The organism is Escherichia sp. KTE31 (assembly GCF_000407925.1).
GTDB classification, from domain to species: Bacteria; Pseudomonadota; Gammaproteobacteria; order Enterobacterales; family Enterobacteriaceae; genus Escherichia; species Escherichia ruysiae.
In genome coordinates this window covers 132,866-153,398 of record NZ_KE136722.1, presented here as the reverse complement: position 1 = coordinate 153,398, position 20,533 = coordinate 132,866, and the positions used below count along the sequence as shown (strand labels likewise).

The following is a 20,533-nucleotide window of genomic DNA, read 5'->3' as shown; positions in this document are numbered from 1 at the left end:
TCAAAACCGGTAACGTATTACCGGTTTTGAGTTTTTGCATGATTCAGCAGGAAAAGAACCATGTTTACTAAACGTCATCGCATCACGTTGCTGTTCAATGCTAATAAAGCCTATGACCGTCAAGTAGTAGAAGGTGTAGGGGAATATTTACAGGCGTCGCAATCGGAATGGGATATTTTCATTGAAGAAGATTTCCGCGCCCGCATTGATAAAATCAAGGACTGGTTAGGAGATGGCGTCATCGCCGACTTCGACGATAAACAAATCGAGCAAGCATTGGCTGATGTCAACGTCCCTATTGTTGGGGTTGGTGGCTCGTATCACCTGGCAGAAAGCTATCCGCCCGTACATTACATTGCCACCGATAACTATGCGCTGGTTGAAAGCGCATTTTTGCATTTAAAAGAGAAAGGCGTTAACCGCTTTGCTTTTTATGGTCTGCCAGAGTCGAGCGGCAAACGCTGGGCCGCCGAACGCGAGTATGCCTTTCGTCAGCTTGTGGCTGAAGAGAAGTACCGAGGTGTGGTTTATCAGGGGCTGGAAACCGCACCAGAGAACTGGCAACACGCGCAGAATCGGCTGGCAGACTGGCTGCAAACACTGCCACCGCAAACAGGGATTATTGCCGTCACTGACGCCCGGGCGCGGCATATTCTGCAAGTATGCGAGCATCTGCACATCCCCGTACCGGAAAAATTATGCGTGATTGGCATAGATAACGAAGAATTGACCCGCTATCTTTCGCGTGTCGCCCTCTCTTCTGTTGCGCAGGGTGCCCGACAAATGGGCTATCAGGCGGCAAAACTTTTGCATCGCTTATTAGATAAAGAAGAAATGCCGTTGCAGCGGATTTTGGTTCCGCCAGTCCGTGTCATCGAACGGCGTTCTACTGATTACCGTTCGTTGACCGATCCCGCCGTTATTCAGGCCATGCATTACATCCGCAATCATGCCTGCAAAGGAATTAAAGTGGATCAGGTTCTGGATGCGGTGGGCATATCGCGATCCAATCTTGAAAAACGGTTTAAAGAAGAAGTGGGTGAAACTATTCACGCCATGATCCATGCCGAGAAGCTGGAGAAAGCGCGCAGCCTGCTGATTTCTACTACCTTGTCGATCAATGAGATATCGCAAATGTGTGGTTATCCATCGCTGCAATATTTCTACTCTGTATTTAAAAAAGCGTATGACACGACGCCAAAAGAGTATCGCGATGTAAATAGCGAGGTAATGCTGTAGCGGGAGGGGAAAATCCACCATGCGTGATGAGAAGCGTCGGATCAGGCAACGCTGCGTGGTTGTCGGATGCGGCGTGAACGCCTTATCCGACCTACCCGTCAGGCATGATGAGAAGCGCCAGCGTCGCATCAGGTAACTCAGCACAACCACCTGATGCGAACAAAAGCCCTATCCGACCAACAAGTCGGATAAGGCTCAAGGGAATGCAATTACATATGCGCGGCGATTAACCGCTGGTTATCCTGGTACATCGCGAACAGGTAGTTGTTATAGCTCTGCCCTTTCGTGGAATAACCTTTCAGCTTATGAATCATCGCTGTGGCGGTAACTTCCTGATCCGCTTTACGCAATTGTGCGCGTGATTTGCGGAAAGAAGCGTAAGCCGGATGCGTATTCAGGTTAGTGACATAGGCGCTCACCGATTCTTTTACAGAACTGAACTGTGAGTACCCCTTCACTTTACCCGGCGCATTGGTACAACGTCCTTTCATGCACTTCATGCCGAACAGGTTATTGTTGCTACGCGCCAGTTTCGACGTTCCCCAACCGCTTTCTGCTGCAGCCATCGTCGCCACCATACTGGTCGGGATAATGTCTACACGTTCGAGTAGCGTATTCCACGGGATTTTTCGCGTATTACCGGACCACTTCACCTTATAGCGTTTGGCAATGTCTTGCAGACGTGCACGCTCTGAAGGCGACCATTGACCCTGGTACTGTTTTGAGATCAGCCAGTTACGTTCCGCCGTAATGGCAGCATTTTGGCTGGTAATATAGGGCATTACAGTCCGGAGAAACGCTTTTTTTCTTGGTGTTCCGGAAGGGTATTTTCGCAAATCAGGAAGTGAACTGCTCTTTGCACTATTGCGAGAATACTCTTGTTTACTGCTTACCTGTTTATTACTAGCTTTAGTTAAGTGGGACTTTTGACTCGTTGTTGTCGTGTGCGTCTTCGCTAACACCTCACTCGAAAACACCAGAGTGAGTAACATAAGAATCATCGCCCCATATCGTCGTATGGGAGTCAAAATCATCAGGTCTCCTGATCGGATTTAATCATTCAAACACCTTATACTCGTCATACTTCAAGTTGCATGTGCTGCGTAAACGCTGTTCAAAACGCCATTGGTGTTTTGTCCTGCAACTCGAATGATTTAGAGTAATATTTTTCCCAAATTTGAGAGTTGAATCTCAAATCATATCAAAAATAGCGGTCAAGCGCACCCCAAGGAATAGTCCAAATCTGAAACAATGTCACGTGGTAATGGTTCAGATTGGTGCAAGATCGCAGAAAATGTGGATTTTATCGCAAAATTCAGCCGTTTTTTGCGCGCGATCGCTCACCCCTGCGTCTCATCCTGTGGACTTACTACTCAGGGATGAGTTTTGTCTGGTTATTCGCTGGCAAACTGTCTGAAATCGCAGCAATAAGGACTCACCCGCCATGAAACTTGCCGCCTGTTTTCTGACACTCCTTCCCGGCTTTGCCATTGCCGCCAGCTGGACTTCGCCGGGGTTCCCCGCCTTTACCGAACAGGGGACAGGAACATTTGTCAGCCACGCGAAGCTGGCTAAAGGTACGCGTCCACTAACGCTAAATTTTGACCAACAGTGCTGGCAGCCGGTGAATGCGATAAAACTCAATCAGATGCTTTCCCTGCAACCTTGCAACAACACACCGCCACAATGGCGATTGTTCAGAGATGGCGAATATACGCTGCAAATCGACACCCGCTCCGGCACGCCGACGTTGATGATATCGATCCCAAACACCGCCGAACCAATAGCAACCCCAATCCGTGAATGCCCGAAATGGGATGGTCGCCCACTTACGCTTGATGTCAGTGCCACCTTCCCGGAAGGTGCGCCTGTCCGTGATTATTACAGCCAACAAATCGCGACAGTGAAAAACGGCCAAATTACATTACAACCTGCCGCCACCAGTAACGGCTTACTACTACTGGAACGGGCAGAAACAGACACCTCTGCCTCTTTCGACTGGCATAACGCCACCGTTTACTTTGTGCTGACAGACCGTTTCGAAAACGGCGATCCCAGCAATGATCAGAGCTACGGTCGTCATAAAGACGGTATGGCGGAAATTGGCACTTTTCACGGCGGCGATTTACGCGGCCTGACCAACAAACTGGATTATCTCCAGCAGCTGGGCGTCAATGCCCTGTGGATCAGCGCCCCGTTTGAGCAAATTCACGGCTGGGTGGGCGGTGGTACAAAAGGCGATTTCCCGCACTATGCCTACCACGGTTATTACACACAGGACTGGACGAATCTTGATGCAAATATGGGCAACGAAGCCGATCTACAGGCGCTGGTTGATAGCGCACACCAGCGCGGTATTCGTATTCTCTTTGATGTGGTGATGAACCATACCGGTTATGCCACGCTGGCGGATATGCAGGAGTATCAGTTTGGCGCGTTATACCTTTCCGGTGATGAGCTGAAAAAAACACTGGGTGACCGCTGGAGCGACTGGAAACCCGCCGCCGGGCAAACCTGGCATAGCTTTAACGATTACATTAATTTCAGCGACAAAACAGGCTGGGATAAATGGTGGGGAAAAAACTGGATCAGAACGGATATTGGCGATTACGACAATCCTGGATTCGACGATCTCACCATGTCGCTGGCCTTTTTGCTGGATATAAAGACCGAATCTACCACCGCTTCAGGTCTGCCAGTGTTCTATAAAAACAAACCGGATACCCACGCTAAAGCCATCGATAGTTTTACTCCCCGCGATTATTTAACGCATTGGTTAAGCCAGTGGGTTCGCGACTACGGGATTGATGGTTTTCGGGTCGATACCGCCAAACATGTTGAGTTGCCCGCCTGGCAGCAACTGAAAACCGAAGCCAGCGCCGCACTTCGCGAATGGAAAAAAGCTAACCCCGATAAAGCGTTAGATGACAAACCTTTCTGGATGACCGGCGAAGCCTGGGGTCATGGCGTAATGCAAAGTGACTACTATCGCCACGGCTTCGATGCGATGATCAATTTCGATTATCAGGAACAGGCCGCGAAAGCCGTCGATTGTCTGGCACAGATGGATACCACCTGGCAGCAAATGGCAGATAAATTGCAGGATTTCAACGTGTTGAGCTACCTCTCGTCGCATGATACCCGCCTGTTCCGCGAAGGGGGCGACAAAGCAGCAGAGTTATTGCTATTAGCGCCAGGTGCGGTGCAAATCTTTTATGGTGATGAATCCTCGCGTCCGTTCGGAGCTACCGGTTCTGATCCGCTGCAAGGCACACGCTCGGATATGAACTGGCAGGATGTTAGCGGTAAATCTGCCGCCAGCGTTGCGCACTGGCAACGCCTCGGTCAGTTCCGCGCCCGCCATCCAGCGATTGGCGCGGGTAAGCAGACCACATTGTCACTGAAACAAGGTTATGGATTTGTCCGTGAACATGGCGACGATAAAGTGATGGTTGTCTGGGCGGGGCAACAGTAACTTTTCCGGCTTCCCACTTACAGTATGTCGGGAAGCCGTATTCCAGTATAAAAGACCAGACATATCATAAACCTTAGCATGATACGTCAATCCTCTTGCAGCAACCCGATTTGCACCCCAGCAAATGTAGCGTTATTGTTACTTTCCTTGCTACAGAGTTCGACAGATATCCCGCTATGACATTCTCCCTTTTTGGTGACAAATTTACCCGCCACTCCGGCATTACGCTGCTGATGGAAGATCTGAACGACGGCTTACGCACGCCCGGCGCGATTATGCTCGGCGGCGGCAATCCGGCGCAGATCCCAGAAATGCAGGACTACTTCCAGACGCTGCTTACCGACATGCTGGAAAGCGGCAAAGCCACTGATGCGCTGTGTAATTACGACGGCCCGCAGGGGAAAACGGAGCTACTCACACTACTTGCCGAAATGCTACGCGAGAAGCTGGGTTGGGATATCGAACCACAGAATATTGCACTAACAAACGGCAGCCAGAGCGCATTTTTCTACTTATTTAATCTGTTTGCCGGACGCCGCGCCGATGGTCGGGTCAAAAAAGTGCTGTTCCCGCTGGCACCGGAATACATTGGCTACGCTGACGCCGGACTGGAAGAAGATCTTTTCGTCTCTGCGCGTCCAAATATTGAACTGCTGCCAGAAGGCCAGTTTAAATACCACGTCGATTTTGAACATCTGCATATTGGCGAAGAGACCGGGATGATTTGCGTCTCGCGACCGACGAACCCAACAGGCAATGTGATTACTGACGAAGAGTTACTGAAGCTGGATGCGCTGGCGAATCAGCACGGTATTCCACTGGTGATTGATAACGCTTATGGTGTCCCGTTCCCTGGCATTATCTTCAGCGAAGCGCGCCCACTGTGGAATCCGAATATCGTGCTATGCATGAGCCTTTCCAAACTGGGGCTGCCAGGTTCGCGCTGCGGCATTATCATCGCCAATGAAAAAATCATCACCGCTATCACTAATATGAACGGCATTATCAGCCTGGCGCCTGGTGGTATTGGTCCGGCGATGATGTGCGAAATGATTAAGCGTAACGATCTGCTGCGCCTGTCAGAAACGGTCATCAAGCCGTTCTATTACCAGCGTGTTCAGGAAACTATCGCCATCATTCGCCGTTATTTACCGGAAGATCGCTGCCTGATTCATAAACCGGAAGGAGCCATTTTCCTCTGGCTATGGTTTAAGGATTTGCCCATTACGACCGAGCAGCTCTACCAGCGGCTGAAAGCACGCGGCGTGCTGATGGTGCCGGGGCACAACTTCTTCCCGGGACTGGATAAACCGTGGCCGCATACGCATCAATGTATGCGCATGAACTACGTACCAGAGCCGGAGAAAATCGAGGCAGGTGTGAAGATTCTGGCGGAAGAGATTGAACGCGCCTGGGCTGAGAGTCATTAAAAATTGCCTGATGCGCTACGCTTATCAGGCCACATAATTTCTGCAATATATTGAATTTGTAAGGTTTTGTAGGCCAGATAAGACGTTCACGCCTCATCCGGCATAAACGAAACGCACTATTCCGGCGTTGAGAACCGCCGGAATAATGTCTCAAACAGGCTGCTGTAGTAGCCGATTCCGCTGCACTTTCTCAACATCCATACATTGCAACGCCTTTGTCGGGCAGGCTTCAACACAGGCTGGTCCCGTTGCCCGATGCCAGCACAGGTCACACTTAATCGCCCTCGCCTTTGTGCGCGAAGAAACCACTTCCATCGCACCAAACGGGCAAGCCAGCATACAGCTTTTACAGCCAATACAACGTGATTGTTCAACGAAGATATGCCCATGTTCGCGGCGAATAGCGTCCACAGGGCAAACATTCGCGCACGGTGCATCTTCACACTGATGACAGGCTACTGCCGTGGTCCAGGTGTAGTCTTTGATGACACGAATACGGGAAATAAACTCGCCAGGTAACAACGAAGCGCAATCCTGATTCTCCTGATGCGACACTGCGCAAGCCACTTCACAGGTACGGCAACCGATACATTTCGTCGCATCCGCAATAATAAACCGGTTCATGATCACTCCTTTGCACTAAAACCGCAGCGTGCCAGAGAGTGCGCCATTATTGCTTTGATCCAACGAAGGAAATATTAAAGTTTTGCCACCTGCCAAAAGCGTTATGTGATCGCGCCCTGGTCATCGCGGACGGTAAATCCCAGTTCATTGGAGATAGCCTGCGCAGTTTCACGCAGCGGTTTCAGGAGATTTTTCTCCCCCACCTGTTTCAGGCGTGATGTCGAAAGCGAAATCGACACCGCATACGGCACCCGCCCATGAATATCAAACACCGGAACAGCAATACAGGAGACGCCGAGTTCATTCTCTTCTCTGTCCATTGCCACGCCGCTTTCACGAATGTGCGCCAGTTCATCGAACATCGCGGGCAGTTCGGTAATGGTGTTGCGGGTTAGCGGCTGGATTTCATTCTGATGGCTTTCCCAATACGATTTCACGTAGTCCTGATGACCAAACGCCATATAAACCTTACCCATCGCCGAACAGTAGAGCGGCATATGCTGACCAATATAGGCGCGGGTTCGTAGCATACCGGTAGTAGGTTCCAGTTTATAAATCAAAATAGCGTGATCATCTTCTCGACTGGAAAAGTTAATGGTTTCACCAGTGGAGATGTTCAGCGTCTCAAGATGCGGCGCGGCAATATGAATGATATTCAGCGACGACAGCGCCTTTTGCCCGACAGCAATAAATTTTGTGGTCAGGCGGTAACTCCCCGCAGCGGGCGCAGTTGTCACATAGCCACAGGACTGTAGCCCCTGCAATAAACGATGGACCGTGCTTTTATTTAAGCCAGCCAGTTCAGAGAGATGCGCCAGCGGGCAACCGTTTGGATAGTTGCTCAAAATCTCAATCAGCATCAACCCGCGAAACAGGCTCTGACTTCCAGCTGGGCGCTCTTTTTCCTGCGCCAACTCGTGCTCTTTTTTTCCCATCGCTTTCTTCCCCTTTTTATCGCGCCCTGATGGTAACGCAAAGTGTGTCGCAGTTCACGATCTCGACAGATAATTTGTAACTATTTGATTTTATTAATTTTTGAAAATCATGGCGCGGATTGCTTTGTTAAAAAGCGATCGATATATTTGAAATCAAATTTCGCATAGTGGAATTTTAAGCTAAAAAAGCGATCAACAAACACAAGGAAGCCAGGGATGAAAGTGACATTTGAGCAGTTAAAAACAGCCTTTAATCGGGTATTAATTTCACGTGGCGTTGACAGTGAAACGGCCGATGCATGTGCAGAGATGTTCGCCCGCACCACCGAATCCGGCGTTTATTCTCATGGCGTTAACCGTTTCCCCCGTTTCATTCAGCAACTGGAAAACGGCGATATCATTCCTGACGCCCAACCCAAACGTATAACCAGCCTCGGCGCGATTGAGCAGTGGGACGCCCGGCGTTCGATCGGTAACCTGACAGCGAAAAAGATGATGGATCGCGCCATTGAACTGGCGGCAACTCACGGGATTGGCCTGGTCGCGTTACGTAATGCCAACCACTGGATGCGCGGCGGCAGCTACGGCTGGCAGGCGGCGGAAAAAGGCTATATTGGCATTTGCTGGACCAACTCCATCGCCGTAATGCCGCCGTGGGGCGCAAAAGAGTGTCGCATCGGCACTAACCCGCTGATCGTCGCCATTCCTTCGTCCCCCATCACCATGGTCGATATGTCGATGTCGATGTTCTCCTACGGCATGTTAGAAGTGAATCGTCTGGCGGGACGCGAGCTGCCGGTCGATGGTGGGTTTGATGATGAGGGCAATTTGACCAAAGAACCTGGCATTATCGAGAAAAATCGCCGCATTTTGCCGATGGGTTACTGGAAAGGTTCTGGCATGTCGATTGTGCTGGATATGATAGCCACTCTCCTTTCTGACGGCGCATCGGTTGCTGAAGTCACCCAGGACAACAGCGACGAGTACGGCATTTCACAAATCTTTATTGCCATTGAAGTGGACAAACTGATCGACGGTTCCACCCGCGATGCCAAACTGCAACGCATTATGGATTACGTTACTAGCGCCGAGCGCGCAGACAAAAACCAGGCCATTCGTTTACCCGGTCACGAATTCACTACCCTGCTGGCAGAAAACCGTCGTAACGGAATTACCATTGACGACAGCGTATGGGCAAAAATCCAGGCATTATAAGGAGATAGACCATGATATTTGGACATATCACACAACCTAATCCGTGCCGTTTGCCCGTCGCCATTGAAAAGGCGCTCGATTTTCTGCGCACCACCGACTTCAACGCCCTGGAGCCGGGCGTCGTCGAAATCGACGGCAAGAATATTTATGCGCAAATTATCGATTTAACCACACGCGAAGCGGTGGAAAACCGTCCGGAAGTGCATCGTCGGTATATCGATATTCAGTTTCTGGCGTGGGGTGAAGAGAAAATCGGCATTGCTATTGATACGGGAAATAATAAATTCAGTGAGTCGTTATTAGAGCAACGCGATATTATTTTTTATCACGATAGTGAACATGAATCATTTATAGAAATGATACCGGGTAGCTACGCTATTTTCTTCCCGCAGGATGTTCACCGACCGGCATGTAATAAAAATGCCCCTACGGCAATCCGCAAAATCGTGGTTAAAGTCGCCCTCTGCGCTTTATAAAAAGTTATTACTGGAGCACAAAATGAAAGCGAATAATGTCGGTTATATTATCGGCGCGTATCCCTGTGCACCTTCTTTTCATCAAAGAAGTGAAGAGGAAGAGAAGGAATTCTGGCGACAATTATCAGATACCCCTGATATTCGCGGTCTGGAACAACCCTGCCTGGAAAACTTCCATCCTCTTGGCGATCAATGGTTACTTCGCCATACGCCGGAAAGCTGGAAATTTGTCATCACCGCTGTGATGGAAACCATGCGTCGCCGCAGCGAAAACAGCGGCTTTGGTCTCGCCTCCAGCGATGAAGAACAACGCAAGGCCTGCGTGGCGTACTATTGCCACCTGTTCCATAAAATCAACTCATTGCAGGCTAATAAAGTGCTCGCACTGGAGATCCAGGCCGCACCGTTAGCAACGAATCCCAATGTTATGCAAGCGACGGATGCTTTTGCCCGCTCGTTAAAAGAAATCGCCAGTTGGGACTGGCCGTGCAAACTGGTGCTGGAACACTGCGATGCCATGACGTCTGCCGCTCCACGCAAAGGCTTTTTGCCTTTGGAAAATGTGCTGGAAGTCATTGCCGATTATGACATCAGCATCTGTATCAACTGGGCGCGATCCGCCATTGAAGGCCGCAATACAGCGTTGCCGCTGACCCATACCCAAATGGCGAAACAGGCCGGGAAACTCGGCGCGTTGATGTTCTCTGGTACGACGCTAAACGGAGCATACGGAGAATGGCAGGATTTACACGCGCCGTTTGCACCATTCTGTGCAGAAAGCCTGATGACCACAGATCATGTTCGCGAGTTATTTAATGTAGCAGAACCATCAACATTGCAATTTTCGGGCATCAAGTTATTAGAAATCCATGCTGCTGCTGATGTTCAGCACCGCATCGAAATATTACGCAATGGCATTCACTCTCTAAATGAATCTATTTAAAACGATTCATTATTTTGCCAGATTCTAATTAATCGCTCTCCAATAAATATTACGAATACCAACAACATTAATTAATGAAAACATATTGCATAACAAGAAGGACTCGTTATGAAACGGATACTCGAAGGCATTCTTGCGCTCATCATCGCAATACTGTCTTGTATTATTTTTATTAATATCATTCTTCGATATGGATTTCACACAAGCATATTATCGATTGATGAATTATCCCGGCTTTTATTTGTCTGGTTAACCTTTATTGGCGCTATCGTTGCTTATATGGACAACAGCCATGTGCAGGTTACTTTTTTAGTCGAAAAACTCTCTCCCACTAATCAACAACGTGTTTCGCTGCTAACCCATACGCTCATTTTATTGCTGTGTCTGGGTCTGGCCTGGGGTGCAATAGAAAAAACGTCACAGGACTGGAGTAACTTATCGCCCATTCTCGGCGTACCCGTTGGCTTAATGTACGCCGCCGCTATCCCCACCAGCCTGATTATCGCATTGCTGGAATTGCGTCATTTATACCGGCAGTTCACAAATACCATCAGCCAAAATCAACAAGGAGTCTGACGATGACAATTCTTATATTTATTGTCAGTTTGTTAGGCGCTATCGCGATTGGTGTTCCCATCGCCTGGGCATTATTGCTGTGCGGCATCTCATTGATGTTCTGGATGGATATCTTTGATGTGCAAATTCTGGCGCAAACGCTGGTCAACGGTGCAGACAGTTTCTCCCTGCTGGCGATCCCCTTCTTTGTGCTGGCGGGTGAGATCATGAATGCGGGCGGCCTGTCGCAACGTATTGTCGACCTGCCAATGAAACTGGTGGGTCACAGGCCAGGCGGTCTGGGTTACGTTGGCGTGCTGGCGGCAATGATCATGGCAAGCCTTTCCGGTTCTGCGGTTGCTGATACCGCAGCTGTCGCGGCGCTGCTGGTGCCGATGATGCGTCAGGCCAACTATCCGGTAAATCGCGCCGCCGGACTTATCGGTTCTGGCGGTATTATTGCGGCCATTATCCCTCCCTCTATTCCACTCATTATCTTCGGCGTCTCCAGCGGACTCTCTATCAGTAAACTGTTTATGGCGGGCATCGCGCCGGGCATCATGATGGGCGTCACGCTGATGATTACCTGGTGGTGGCAGGCAAAACGGCTGAATCTGCCTTGCCAGCCAAAAGCCTCACTGCGGGAAGTCTGGCAATCTTTAGTCTCCGGTATTTGGGCGCTCTTTTTGCCGATAATTATTATTGGCGGTTTCCGTTCGGGGTTATTTACGCCTACCGAAGCAGGCGCGGTTGCCGCCTTCTACGCTCTGTTCGTCTCGGTGGTGGTCTATCGCGAAATGACCTTCTCCACGCTTTATCATGTTCTGATTAACGCGGCGAAAACCACATCCGTGGTCATGTTCCTGGTGGCTTCTGCTGCGGTATCTGCATGGCTTATTACGATCGCCGAATTACCCATGATGGTATCGGAGCTATTACAACCGTTGGTTGATTCGCCTCGCTTATTATTCATCGTCATTATGCTTGCTATTATGGTGATCAGCACGGTAATGGACTTAACGCCCACCGTATTAATTCTTACACCTGTATTAATGCCATTAGTGAAAGAAGCGGGAATAGATCCGGTCTATTTCGGCATCATGTTTATTATCAACTGTTCAATATCACTGATTACGCCCCCGGTCGGTAACGTCCTTAACGTGGTATGCGGCGTGGCAAAACTTAAATTTGACGATGCGGTAAAAGGCGTTGCGCCTTACGTCATGGTTTTATTCATGTTGTTAGCATTATTTATTTTTATACCGGGGCTTATTACCGCTCCTCTTAAATGGATGAGTTAAAAGGAAATCATAATGAAATTACGTTCTGTAACCTACGCTTTATTATTTGCCGGAGTGGCGGCGTTCAGTACATCTTCTCTGGCGGCACAATCATTACGTTTCGGTTATGAAACCTCGCAAACCGATTCACAACATATTGCAGCAAAAAAATTCAACGAATTATTGCAAGAAAAAACCAAAGGCGAACTGAAGTTAAAACTGTTCCCGGATAGCACCCTCGGCAATGCGCAGGCGATGATCAGCGGCGTGCGCGGCGGCACTATTGATATGGAGATGTCTGGCTCCAATAACTTTACGGGACTCTCGCCCGTCATCAACCTGCTCGATGTCCCTTTCCTGTTCCGCGATACCGCCCATGCGCATAAAACCCTCGACGGTAAAGTCGGTGATGAGCTGAAAATCTCCCTTGAAGGTAAAGGGCTGAAAGTGCTGGCTTACTGGGAAAACGGCTGGCGCGATGTCACCAACTCGCGTGCACCGGTTAAAACTCCCGCCGATCTGCAAGGGCTGAAGATCCGTACCAACAATAGTCCAATGAATATTGCGGCATTCAAAATCTTCGGTGCTAACCCGATCCCGATGCCATTTGCCGAAGTCTATACCGGGCTGGAAACCCGCACCATCGACGCCCAGGAACACCCGATTAACGTCGTCTGGTCAGCAAAATTTTATGAAGTGCAGAAGTACCTTTCTCTGACCCATCACGCCTACTCCCCACTTCTGGTGGTGATCAACAAAGCGAAGTTTGATGGCTTAACCCCTGAGTTCCAGCAGGCACTGATCACATCTGCGCAAGAAGCGGGTAACTATCAGCGCAAACTGGTTGCTGAAGATCAGCAAAAAATCATCGACGGCATGAAAGACGCGGGCGTTGAAGTGATTACCGATCTCGACCGCAAAGCCTTTAGCGATGCATTGGGTAATCAGGTTCGCGACATGTTTGTTAAAGATGTTCCGCAGGGCGCTGAACTGCTGAAAGCCGTGGATGAGGTGCAATAAACCATGACGCAATACTGGCTGGGGTTAGATTGTGGCGGTAGCTGGCTGAAAGCCGGACTGTATGACCGCGAAGGCCGGGAGGCGGGCGTGCAGCGCCTGCCGCTGTGCGCATTAAGCCCGCAGCCAGGCTGGGCAGAGCGCGATATGGCAGAACTGTGGCAATGCTGCATGGCTGTCATTCGCGCCCTGCTTACCCATTCCGGCGTTAGCGGGGAGCAAATTGTGGGTATCGGTATCTCCGCACAAGGGAAAGGTTTGTTTTTACTCGATAAAAATAACAAACCGCTAGGTAACGCCATTTTGTCCTCTGACCGCCGGGCGATGGAAATCGTCCGTTGCTGGCAGGAAGATGGCGTCCCGGAAAAACTCTACCCGCTGACCCGCCAAACCTTGTGGACCGGGCATCCGGTGTCGCTGTTACGCTGGCTGAAAATGCACGAACCTGAGCGTTATGCGCAAATTGGCTGCGTGATGATGACGCACGACTACCTGCGCTGGTGTTTAACCGGCGTCAAAGGCTGCGAAGAAAGCAATATTTCCGAGTCCAATCTCTACAACATGAGTCTTGGGGAATATGACCCGTGCCTCACCGACTGGCTGGGGATAGGTGAAATCAACCACGCCCTGCCGCCTGTTGTTGGATCTGCCGAAATCTGCGGGGAGATCACCGCTCAGACAGCCGCACAGACCGGTCTGAAAGCGGGTACGCCCGTTGTCGGTGGCCTTTTTGATGTGGTTTCCACCGCACTCTGCGCCGGGATCGAAGACGAATCTACCCTCAATGCGGTGATGGGAACCTGGGCGGTGACCAGCGGCATAACCAGCGGTTTACGTGACGGTGAAGCGCATCCGTATGTCTATGGCCGCTACGTTAATGACGGTCAATTTATCGTTCACGAAGCCAGCCCTACCTCTTCCGGCAATCTCGAATGGTTTACCGCGCAGTGGGGAGAAATCTCTTTTGCTGAGATTAATCAGGCCGTTGCCAGCTTGCCGAAAGCCGGAGGCGATCTCTTTTTCCTGCCGTTCCTGTACGGCAGTAACGCCGGACTTGAGATGACCAGCGGTTTCTACGGGATGCAGGCCATTCACACCCGCGCGCACCTGTTGCAGGCCATTTATGAAGGCGTGGTGTTCAGCCACATGACCCACCTCAACCGGATGCGTGAACGTTTTACCGCTGTTCACACCCTGCGCGTGACTGGCGGTCCGGCGCACTCCGATGTCTGGATGCAAATGCTGGCGGACGTCAGCGGTCTGCGTATCGAGCTGCCGCAGGTGGAAGAAACGGGATGCTTTGGCGCGGCGCTCGCTGCCCGTGTCGGTACGGGCGTTTATCGCAACTTCAGCGAGGCCCAGCACAGCTCGCAACATCCGCTACGCACATTACTGCCGGACATGACCGCGCATCAGCATTACCAACAAAAATATCAACGCTATCAGCAACTCATTGCCGCACTTCAGGGTTATCACACCCGCATTAAGGAACACACACTATGAGCAGACCACTTCTGCAACTGGCTCTCGACCACTCATCACTTGAAGCCGCGCAGCGCGACGTGACGCGGTTAAAAGACAGCGTCGATATCGTCGAAGCGGGCACCATTCTCTGTTTAAACGAAGGGCTTGGCGCGGTGAAAGCCTTGCGTGAACAGTGCCCGAACAAAATCATCGTCGCTGACTGGAAGGTCGCTGATGCCGGTGAAACGCTCGCGCAACAGGCGTTTGGCGCGGGCGCCAACTGGATGACCATCATCTGCGCCGCGCCGCTCGCCACGGTGGAAAAAGGCCACGCGATGGCGCAACACTGCGGCGGTGAAATCCAGATAGAGCTGTTCGGCAACTGGACACTGGACGACGCACGTGACTGGCATCGCATTGGTGTACGGCAGGCGATTTATCATCGTGGTCGCGACGCACAGGCCAGCGGGCAGCAATGGGGCGAGGCGGATCTGGCGCGTATGAAGGCTCTTTCTGATATCGGCCTCGAACTTTCTATTACTGGCGGGATTACCCCTGCTGACCTGCCGCTGTTTAAAGATATCCGCGTGAAAGCGTTTATTGCCGGGCGGGCGCTGGCAGGCGCAGCAAATCCGGCGCAGGTGGCCGCTGATTTTCATGCGCAAATCGACTCAATCTGGGGAGGCGCACGTGCGTAATCATCCGTTAGGTATTTATGAAAAGGCGCTGGCGAAAGATCTCTCCTGGCCGGAGCGACTGGTGCTGGCAAAAAGCTGCGGTTTTGATTTTGTCGAAATGTCGGTGGATGAAACCGACGAACGTCTGTCACGCCTGGACTGGAGCGCCGCACAACGTGCTTCGCTGGTTACCGCGATGATCGAAACGGGCATTGCTATTCCGTCAATGTGCCTGTCTGCCCATCGCCGTTTCCCTTTTGGTAGCCGCGACGAGGCGGTGCGCCAGCGGGCGCGGGAAATCATGAGTAACGCGATTCGCCTGGCGCGCGACCTTGGTATTCGCACCATTCAACTGGCGGGCTACGACGTCTATTACGAAGACCATGACGAAGGCACCCGGCAACGGTTTGCTGAAGGACTGGCGTGGGCGGTTGAACAGGCGGCGGCATCACAAGTGATGCTGGCGGTGGAGATTATGGACACCGCGTTTATGAACTCCATCAGCAAATGGAAAAAATGGGACGAGATGCTCGCCTCGCCATGGTTCACCGTCTACCCGGATGTCGGCAACCTCAGCGCCTGGGGTAATGATGTTCCCGCAGAACTGAAACTGGGCATTGACCGTATCGCGGCTATTCACCTGAAAGACACCCTGCCAGTCACCGAGCAAAGCCCCGGACAGTTCCGTGATGTGCCGTTTGGCGAAGGCTGCGTCGATTTCGTTGGCATCTTCAAAACGCTGCATGAACTGAACTATCGCGGTTCTTTCCTGATTGAGATGTGGACCGAAAAAGCCAAAGAACCGGTGCTGGAGATTATTCAGGCGCGGCGCTGGATTGAAGCGCGTATGCAGGAGGCTGGTTTTATATGTTAGAGCAACTGAAAGCCGACGTGCTGGCGGCGAATCTGGCGCTTCCCGCTCACCATCTGGTGACGTTCACCTGGGGCAATGTCAGCGCAGTAGATAAGACGCGACAATGGATGGTGATCAAGCCTTCCGGCGTCGAGTACGACGTGATGACCGCCGACGATATGGTGGTGGTTGAAATAGCCAGCGGTAAGGTGGTGGAAGGCAGCAAAAAGCCCTCTTCCGACACGCCAACGCATCTGGCGCTTTATCGCCGCTATGCAGAAATTGGCGGCATTGTGCATACCCACTCGCGCCATGCCACTATCTGGTCGCAGGCAGGGATTGATCTCCCTGCCTGGGGTACGACTCACGCTGACTATTTTTACGGTGCGATCCCCTGCACGCGCCAGATGACCGCAGAGGAGATCAACGGTGAGTATGAATACCAGACTGGCGAAGTGATCATTAAAACCTTCGAAGAGCGCGGCAGGAGTCCGGCACAAATCCCGGCGGTACTGGTGCATTCTCACGGCCCGTTCGCCTGGGGTAAAAACGCCGCCGATGCGGTGCATAATGCTGTGGTGCTGGAAGAGTGCGCGTATATGGGGCTGTTCTCGCGCCAGCTCGCGCCGCAGCTTCCTGCCATGCAAAATGAACTCTTAGATAAGCACTATCTGCGTAAGCACGGGGCTAATGCCTATTACGGGCAGTAATCTCTCACGCCGGGGCTTCATCGCCCCGGTACTATGAATTGATATGCTCCCGACTACATTGCGCACAAGAATCAGAAACGTTTAACGTAGGCGATTATAATCATCGACCATTTCGTTGTACTCGCGTAACGCTCTCGGGAAAGAGTCTTCGACCATCCAGCTTGAGTTTGCGTCCTGAAGTTGCTCTTTGTCCCAGTCAGAGTACGGGACTTTATCTCTTACGCGGCGAACATATTTTTTAGCCTCAAGCTGATATTGGTCTGCCGAATGGATGAATGAGAAATTCATGCCACCTTTATCCGCTTCTTTGGCCTGCGCCACCAGCGTTTCCAGCTCAGTCACTTTCTTCATTGCCGCTTCGGCATCAAACTTATCTTGCGAGATCAGGTTATTAATTTGTTTCGCTGAGATCATGACTGCCAGAGAGTAGTAGTGGAATGTTTTCCCTTCTCTTTCTTCAATATTTTTCAGTTCCGCAAGCTGGCGCTTATCATTAATTTCCTGAATTGCCGCATGATAAGATTCTGCGACAGGTTCAAAGGCATCAAGATTTTTTAAGAATGTCTGGTGCAGCGTTTTCCCTTTGGCAAACGCATCGTCTTTATAATTTTCCTGGGTGTAATATTTATCCATTTCGTTAATGGTATTACCCAACGCCACGGCAGCATCGATATAACTCACCGCCACGCCGTCAATAGGTTGCAGTGCAGGCGTTAACGCCACAGCACTTTTCACGCCTTTCTCACACTCTGAGAGATTGGATTCACTAATACTGTAGATGCCATAGACAGTCCTCTCTTTACCGGTAGGCCCCTGTTTAAAATCTTCCAGCCAGTCCGCATAACGCGCCAGACTACGCTGTACAGGGATCTGTAACTTGTTGTAGCACTTGATATAGACATCCATTTTTTCGTCGAAAACCGCTTGTTCATCGACCACCGGTTGCGCAGGCGTTTCAGGCTTAGCTTCTGCTTTTGCAACGGGGGCTTCAGGAGCTGGTGCGGCAGGTTGACTATTGGCGGGCGGGGGAGTTTCTGTTTCGGCTTTTTTATCATCACATCCGGTGATACCGAGGGCCATTATGGCGATAATAATAGCTGAAGATAATAAATTCCTTTTCATTTAATTGCCTTATAAATAGATAAATAAGAGAGTGAATATAATAAAGGAAAAAAGAAAGCGTCACTACACGCGTTTTGTTTATAAATAAATAGCTACAATTCACTGAATGAATAAGTCCTGTAATTTTATATCTAAATTACAGGACTTAATTCAATTAACAGTTCAACCATTGCGGGAGGGAAGTTTCTGCCCCCCATTATTTAAACCTGCATTACATCCCATAACGTTCAGAAATAGCAGCATGTTTCTCTTCGTTCGCTCCGGCTTCTTTGGCAAGTCGCCACCAACACAACGGATGTTCCCAGTCTGCGGTTAACTCACTTAGCGTTTTATCAATATTAGCTTTAGCAACCGAACGCGGCGCGCTGATAACAAAATATAACGCGGGCAGTGGCTCGGCATCTTCTCCCTGATGGCTGTCCGTTAACGTATAGTCATCGTTACTGTTGCTCCAGTAGTACCAGTTTCGTTCACGTAGCGCCTCACGGAAGGCATTAAACTGTTCTTCACCAGGCATAACGCCTTCGCAGAACCAGGACTCGCCGTATTCAGTCGGGATAATGGTTTTCAGGCAGCCATAAAGCGGCGTGAAATTCTTCTGTTCTTCCTCATCTTCAGGCCGGGTATTCAACATCTCCGCATCGAAAACGACAATTTCATCAACATGTTGTGGGTAATCGGTCCGGTAGGTTGGTTCAATGATCCTTGCCGTTACCGGTCCAATCCGCTGGGCATAGTAATAGCGGTATTCGAAGTTTTCCCGGAAACGGATATTCAGTAACCCCCATTTTTCGTCAATAAAACCTTCACCTTCCGTGAGTTCGATTTCCAGTTCTGCGGCGATAGTCCGCACCAAATCCCACTGTTGTAAGATGCTGGCGGTCGCCATGATATCCCACTGGAGATTGCGAATATCTTCTTCACGGCTAATCATAAGTTGCTGCAATTGCTGTAAATAATCCAGCTGCCGATCCCAGGCTTCCTGTTTTTGTGCTGCCCAGGAGCACATGCGATAAACGCCGATCCACTCACGCCCTTTTTCATTTTGCAGCAACTGTTGCCCAATCGACTCCAGTTCACTCCAGTCTTCCTGTTGGTTGATCACTCGCGCGCGGAACCACAAGGCCATATGTAGTAGCCCAGCCCGTTCATACTGCTTCGCCAGTTGTTCGATCGCTTGCTGATCGCCACGGTGTAGCAGGAGATCCAGCAGATCGAAGCAAAGGCCGTTATCTTCCTGGATGTGGCTTTCAACATAGCTTTGCAGCAGTTCAATCGACTCATCAATCGCATTGCAAGCCTTTAACGCATTGACCAGTTTACCCAGCAATTCCGTATCATCTGGCGTGTTCAGGTAAGCACGGCGGAATATTTCGACGTCTTTTTCGGGGTCAGGCTGCGTTTCTTCATCGCTATTTTCAGGCGATTCAACAACCGGGCGAGCAAGCAGTTCCGCCTCTTTAGCGGCAATTTTTTCACTAAGTTCGAGAAACTCGCGATCAACCCCCAATAACGCGCGTAATTTCGGTATGTGCCGCTGAGCCAGCTTCATCGCCATTTTGGCAATCCAGACGGATTCACGCTCCAGTGCCAGAGTGATTTGCAGTTTCGCCAGATCAACCACTTTGCGGTGCGCCCCGGCCTGTGAACGGTGCTCCAGCATTTTTTGGATGATTCGCGCCAGTTGCCAGTGGTTTCTCTGTGGATTGCGGGGCAGTAATTCAGTAATAATCTTCAGCCATAGTCCCCATGAATAGGGAGTCAGATCTGACCAACGCGGCAATTCCTCCCAGACTTCTTTGTCCTGCCCGCATAACGCCATGATGTACAGTTTTTTGAGTTGATAATTGATGCGGTCGCGTCCCCAATAATCATTCTCTTTTGCCAGTTCATCAATCACTTCACGTGCTTCATCGTAACGCTGAAGGGCAACCAAAATATCGGCACGAGTTGCCAGCAGTGCTTCTAAATATTCACTCCCCGATGCTTTTACCGCGTCGATTTGCCTGTCGATATAAACCAACGCCTCTTCTGTTCTGTTGGAATCCATCAGCGCACTGGCATATTCGCAGGATAAACACATAAAGCAGCTCCAGGTCGGATCAATGCGCGCGATGGTTTCTTCACACACCGCCATGCGTTCATTGGCCCAGCCTGGGGCATCTATATTCTCGTAGCAGGCGGATAAATCCTGCGTAACGCAGATAGATTGCGGGCAATCTTTCGCCTCTTCCCGATGCGCTTTTTCAAACAGCGCCACCACGTCAGGCAGCACTTTTTCGCCTTCTTCGTAGTTGGTCAGACGATGGCGCATCTCCCAGTGTCCGATAAATATTTCCAGCCACGGATTTTTTGCCACCTGATTCAGTGCTTTCATTTCCGGTAATAACGAATCGCACTTTTCCATTTGCAGATGTAAAACACCTTCAGAAAAATCATCAATTATCTGCGGAATATACTCCTGCCCGGCATCACGCAACTCCTGGCTATATTTGTTGTACCACTCCCATGTATCCAT

The 20,533-nt window shown here is 50.5% G+C and carries 18 protein-coding genes; 13 read left to right on the top strand and 5 right to left on the bottom strand.

The window, feature by feature from the left end:
* The first annotated feature begins 60 nt into the window (after nt 1-60).
* A complete protein-coding gene (xylR, locus tag WES_RS20070) occupies nt 61-1,239 on the top strand; it encodes a D-xylose utilization transcriptional activator XylR (RefSeq protein ID WP_000494493.1) in 1,179 nt (392 codons plus the stop codon).
* A gap of 209 nt (nt 1,240-1,448) precedes the next feature.
* On the opposite strand, the gene WES_RS20075 is transcribed toward xylR, so the two are convergent.
* Complete coding sequence (locus WES_RS20075) at nt 1,449-2,273, bottom strand: protein bax (protein WP_016160045.1); 825 nt, start codon at nt 2,271-2,273, stop codon at nt 1,449-1,451.
* 410 nt (nt 2,274-2,683) lie between these two features.
* On the opposite strand from WES_RS20075, the gene malS reads away from it, so the two are divergent.
* Both malS and avtA read left to right on the top strand, forming a co-directional pair.
* A complete protein-coding gene (malS, locus tag WES_RS20080; protein WP_016160046.1) occupies nt 2,684-4,714 on the top strand; it encodes an alpha-amylase in 2,031 nt (676 codons plus the stop codon).
* A gap of 176 nt (nt 4,715-4,890) precedes the next feature.
* Entirely contained in the window at nt 4,891-6,144 is a 1,254-nt protein-coding gene (gene avtA, locus WES_RS20085; protein ID WP_000144334.1) for a valine--pyruvate transaminase, read from the top strand.
* A 150-nt stretch (nt 6,145-6,294) separates the two neighbouring features.
* Here the strand turns inward: avtA and WES_RS20090 are convergent, their stop codons facing one another.
* Together WES_RS20090 and yiaJ are read right to left on the bottom strand one after the other, a co-directional pair.
* A complete protein-coding gene (locus tag WES_RS20090; RefSeq protein WP_016160047.1) occupies nt 6,295-6,768 on the bottom strand; it encodes a 4Fe-4S binding protein in 474 nt (157 codons plus the stop codon).
* Nucleotides 6,769-6,869: 101 nt separating this feature from the next.
* On the bottom strand, nt 6,870-7,703 hold the full coding sequence (gene yiaJ / locus WES_RS20095; protein ID WP_016160048.1) for an IclR family transcriptional regulator YiaJ: 834 nt from the start codon (nt 7,701-7,703) through the stop codon (nt 6,870-6,872).
* A gap of 216 nt (nt 7,704-7,919) precedes the next feature.
* On the opposite strand from yiaJ, the gene yiaK reads away from it, so the two are divergent.
* From yiaK to araD, 10 genes are all read left to right on the top strand, one after another.
* Nucleotides 7,920-8,918, top strand: a complete 999-nt coding sequence (gene yiaK / locus WES_RS20100; protein WP_016160049.1) for a 3-dehydro-L-gulonate 2-dehydrogenase — start codon at nt 7,920-7,922, stop codon at nt 8,916-8,918.
* A gap of 11 nt (nt 8,919-8,929) precedes the next feature.
* Nucleotides 8,930-9,394: a NanQ anomerase/TabA/YiaL family protein gene (locus WES_RS20105; RefSeq protein WP_000576115.1), complete on the top strand. Its 465-nt coding sequence runs from the start codon at nt 8,930-8,932 to the stop codon at nt 9,392-9,394.
* Nucleotides 9,395-9,416: 22 nt separating this feature from the next.
* A complete protein-coding gene (locus tag WES_RS20110) occupies nt 9,417-10,337 on the top strand; it encodes a DUF4862 family protein (RefSeq protein WP_000646712.1) in 921 nt (306 codons plus the stop codon).
* Between the two features lie 108 nt (nt 10,338-10,445).
* Nucleotides 10,446-10,913: a 2,3-diketo-L-gulonate TRAP transporter small permease YiaM gene (gene yiaM / locus WES_RS20115; protein WP_000821449.1), complete on the top strand. Its 468-nt coding sequence runs from the start codon at nt 10,446-10,448 to the stop codon at nt 10,911-10,913.
* A gap of 2 nt (nt 10,914-10,915) precedes the next feature.
* Nucleotides 10,916-12,193, top strand: coding sequence for a 2,3-diketo-L-gulonate TRAP transporter large permease YiaN (yiaN, locus tag WES_RS20120; RefSeq protein WP_016160050.1), 1,278 nt, complete (start codon nt 10,916-10,918; stop codon nt 12,191-12,193).
* 12 nt (nt 12,194-12,205) lie between these two features.
* Nucleotides 12,206-13,192 (top strand): 2,3-diketo-L-gulonate TRAP transporter substrate-binding protein YiaO, encoded by a 987-nt coding sequence (yiaO, locus tag WES_RS20125; protein WP_000776920.1) that lies wholly within the window; start codon nt 12,206-12,208, stop codon nt 13,190-13,192.
* Nucleotides 13,193-13,195: 3 nt separating this feature from the next.
* Nucleotides 13,196-14,692, top strand: coding sequence for an L-xylulokinase (gene lyxK / locus WES_RS20130; protein WP_000196063.1), 1,497 nt, complete (start codon nt 13,196-13,198; stop codon nt 14,690-14,692).
* Nucleotides 14,689-15,351: a 3-keto-L-gulonate-6-phosphate decarboxylase UlaD gene (gene ulaD, locus WES_RS20135; RefSeq protein WP_000089507.1), complete on the top strand. Its 663-nt coding sequence runs from the start codon at nt 14,689-14,691 to the stop codon at nt 15,349-15,351. Before lyxK ends, ulaD begins: the two co-directional genes overlap by 4 nt.
* Entirely contained in the window at nt 15,344-16,204 is an 861-nt protein-coding gene (locus tag WES_RS20140) for an L-ribulose-5-phosphate 3-epimerase (RefSeq protein ID WP_016160051.1), read from the top strand. The genes ulaD and WES_RS20140 overlap by 8 nt, the downstream gene beginning before the upstream one ends.
* A complete protein-coding gene (gene araD, locus WES_RS20145; protein ID WP_000893150.1) occupies nt 16,198-16,893 on the top strand; it encodes an L-ribulose-5-phosphate 4-epimerase in 696 nt (231 codons plus the stop codon). Before WES_RS20140 ends, araD begins: the two co-directional genes overlap by 7 nt.
* Nucleotides 16,894-16,974: 81 nt before the next feature.
* Here araD and WES_RS20150 read toward each other — a convergent pair whose 3' ends face one another.
* Both WES_RS20150 and WES_RS20155 read right to left on the bottom strand, forming a co-directional pair.
* On the bottom strand, nt 16,975-18,015 hold the full coding sequence (locus WES_RS20150) for a YiiG family protein (RefSeq protein ID WP_010357067.1): 1,041 nt from the start codon (nt 18,013-18,015) through the stop codon (nt 16,975-16,977).
* Between the two features lie 211 nt (nt 18,016-18,226).
* On the bottom strand, nt 18,227-20,533 hold the full coding sequence (locus tag WES_RS20155) for a tetratricopeptide repeat protein (RefSeq protein WP_016160052.1): 2,307 nt from the start codon (nt 20,531-20,533) through the stop codon (nt 18,227-18,229).